This is a genomic window from Mesorhizobium ventifaucium (assembly GCF_935822925.1).
Taxonomy (GTDB): domain Bacteria; phylum Pseudomonadota; class Alphaproteobacteria; order Rhizobiales; family Rhizobiaceae; genus Mesorhizobium; species Mesorhizobium ventifaucium.
The window spans coordinates 1-3366 of the sequence record NZ_CAKXZS010000062.1 but is presented as its reverse complement, the minus strand read 5'-3'; the positions used below and the strand labels follow the sequence as shown (position 1 = coordinate 3366).

Sequence of the window (3366 nt, the reverse complement as noted above, 5' to 3'; positions counted from 1 at the left end):
ACGATCGCCTCCCAATCCACTATTTCCTGATCGAGAAGGCAATCGAGTGCGCGCGCCAGCGTCACCTCCGCATTGTGCGCAGGAACCACGATTGAAACCAAGGGATTATGCGCCACGCCGTCTTACCCGCGCCTGGTTTGAATGTAGAACAAGAGTCCCGCAACATAGCCGGCGATTTCCTGCCAAAGGAAACGGTCCTCAGGGACGCTGCGTCAGTCTTCTGCGAACTCTTCGGAGATACCGCGACGCCGCCATTGGCTGCAGAGCGAGCTTGCTCCTGTCGTGCTACCGATGCTGGAAGCCTGGCGCAGCATTCGCACCCGTGCCGCCGAGCTTGGGCGCCAGCTGTCGCAGATGCCCGTCAAAGCCAAGCATGCCGCATACTCATGTCGATCCCCGGAAGTCGGCGCCATGACCACAAGCTGCGGTCCCCGGCATCGTATGAGTGCGACAGCTACGGCAAACTGACGTCTTTTGCAATCGGGGGCGCAATAAATGCAAGCCGACTGAAGCTTTGGTGTGAATGACTGCAGTTATCGGGACTATTGCTTCCCTCCTATCGACCAAAACGCCTCGATTCCGAGGTGCAGTCTCGAACAGCCATTCTCCGTGCAAAAGTAGACATTCCCTCTGCCGCTGGGCCCGAATCGGAAGCTGATCGTCGCAGTATACAGCCGGGTGCGAGACAGTATGTGCACCGCCAGACCAGCTACTTTAGATACTTCTAATGAGCCGGCGCTACTTAATTGCGCTCCAGTAGCTATAGCCAGACATTGTATTAATCATTTCGATAATAGATTGCGTCCAATGGTCGATTAGATTAGGCGGCTATGGCTGCTATCACAAAGAGATGTGGGAGCGACACCAATCGGAACTCGTGCATTTGCGGCTAGTTCAAGAGATGTAAAAGGGTCGCGCGAATTGGCCTGAGTCAAGAAGATTCCGGCTTGCGAGCCGGGTATTTTGCTGACATGCTTGGGTGTTTTTGAGTTTTGCACTGTGGCAGGTGCTCAAATGAAGGGGCATAAGGATGGCTAAGGAATCTTCGAATACCGCTTCTTCAGCAAATAAAGCGGACGAAAATCTGATAAGTAATGCAGACGGAAACGGGCTGGCCTTCATGGGGGTCCAGGCTCGCGAGGGCGGGGTCTCCGGCGACGCTGTAGGTGTCGACAAGATACGTGATCTGCTGTTCGGCAACCAGATGCAGGACTATGACCGCCGTTTTTCCAAGCTTGAAGAACGGTTCTTGCAGCGCTTCAAGGATGTCGAATCCGAGGCCAAGCGCAATCTTGAAATGTACGAGTCAAATGCAAAGAAGCAGGTCGAATCGCTCGCGGCGCAATTGCGGAACGAAAAAGATGCACGAGCCGAGGCCGACAAGGAGATCGACCGGAATCTTCGCGAGCAAAATCAGGCGCTTGAAAAGCAGGTGCGCGCGTTGTCGGATCAATTGAGCGAGCTTGAGCGCGAAGTTGCGGACCGGATAAATCGAAGCGATCAATTGCTGCGTGAGGAAATCAAGCAAAAGAATGAAAGCATGCAGATGCTGATGGAGAAAATGTTTTCCGATCTCAGCAACGTCAAGACCGACCGAAATCTTTTGGCTGGCCTGTTTGTCGAGGTTGCAAAATGTCTAAATCAGGATCCCGCCGGCAGCAAGAGCAACTCGGAGCGTAGTTGGAAAGTGAGTTGATCGGAACTTGACGTCGACCGTCGACCCAATCAGCCTTGCTCAAAAAGCAGCTTCGAACGATACAGAGATTGATCGCGAGGCTCTGGCTAGTCTTTTGGTCGAAATTGCCCGGAACGTTGATCCGGACTATCGTGCGCGTTTCGACGGAGTTCCAACCGCCGATCCTCGCATGGCAACGCTGCGCCAGTTGCTGGTCGGCCGCGAAATTTCGGAGCTTTCACGAGTTACGCACCTGCTCGACGAACCTGAGCAGCTTGCGTCTGCAGTTGGGGGTGTTCTCCCCAGTGCAGCCGCACGTGCGCCTTATGCGCAACTCGGCGAGGCCCTTGCGCCAGCTGTCGAGAGGGCCGTGCAACGGTCCATCCAGAAGAGCCCGCGTACGCTTACGGATATATTATACCCGGTGTTTCTGCCGGCAATTCGCAAGTCGATTGGGGAAAAGATCGATCAGACCTTTCAGTCGCTGAATGAAACTTTAAGACATATATTTACCTGGCATGGGCTCAAGTGGAGATTTGAAGCTTGGAGAACGGGTGCAAGCTTCTCAGAAGTTGTCCTTAAGCACTCCCTTGTCTATCGTGTAGAGCATGTCTTTCTCATTAACCGCAATTCCGGGCTTTTGATAGCGCACGTAACTGCCGATAATGCAACGAGCGAAGATCCTCAACTCATTTCTTCCATGCTTAGTGCAATTCAAGATTTTGTGAAAGACTCATTTAACGAGAAAGAACAGAGCGGCCTGGACACTATCCGTTTCGGGGAGCTTCGTCTCTGGTCGGAAGTTGGACCGTTTGCGACCTTGGTCGCGGTGATCCGGGGAAATCCGCCAGAGGAATTACATGAAATATTTCGCGATGTGTTGTTTCGCATCCATGATGTATGCTTACAGGCGTTAGAGCAGTTTGACGGCGACAGTTCGCAGTTGGCCGGCATAGAGTCGCAGTTGCAGACCTGCGTTGAACTGAAGCAGGAGGACTCAAACCAGGGATTTCCGTGGTTGGTGGTGGCTGCAGTCCTGCTGGTTTTGATTCCGGCAGGCGGTTGGTTCTTTCTTTCCTGGCAATCCGGGCAACGCTGGCAGGCCTATGTGTCGCGGCTGAGTGTCCAGCCGGGCATCATCGTTGCCGAACAAAAGGTGCGCGATGGCCAATTCTATATTGCCGGCCTGAGAGACCCGCTTGCCGCCGACCCGCAGTCGCTGTTATCCGGAACGCAGGTCGATCCCGCCCGCGTTCATTCACAGTGGCAATTCTATCAGAGCCTTGAGCCGGAGTTCGTGCTGAAGCGGCTAACGGCGTCGTTGGCTCCGCCGAAATCGGTTCGGCTTTCGATCGTCAATGATCGCATCGTTGCCGAGGGTGAGGCTCCCGACACCTGGATTGATCGGGCACGCGCAGCGGCCCGACAGCTTTCGGCAGGCGGACCGGTCTTCGACATCTCCAAGGTTCGTGATGTGAGCCCCGAAGCACGCGCGGCGGAGCACTGGCAGACTTATGTGTCGCGACTGGGAACCCAGCCGGGCATCATCGTTGCCGAACAAAAGGTGCGCGATGGCCAATTCTATATTGCCGGCCTGAGAGACCCGCTTGCCGCCGACCCGCAGTCGCTGTTGTCCGGAACGCAGATTGATCCTGCCCGCGTTCATTCGCAGTGGCAATTCTATCAGAGCC

Annotated in this window: 1 protein-coding gene and 2 pseudogenes; all 3 read left to right on the top strand. The window is 54.8% G+C overall.

All coding sequences use genetic code 11. From position 1 onward, the window contains the following. Positions 1-270: 270 nt before the first annotated feature. Positions 271-401: pseudogene (locus NMG70_RS30585) on the top strand (IS110 family transposase); the annotation flags it as partial. Between the two features lie 629 nt (positions 402-1030). After that, positions 1031-1696 (top strand): coiled-coil domain-containing protein, encoded by a 666-nt coding sequence (locus NMG70_RS30580; protein WP_254027928.1) that lies wholly within the window; start codon positions 1031-1033, stop codon positions 1694-1696. A gap of 7 nt (positions 1697-1703) precedes the next feature. After that, positions 1704-3366 (top strand): annotated as a pseudogene (locus NMG70_RS30575) (OmpA family protein); the annotation flags it as partial.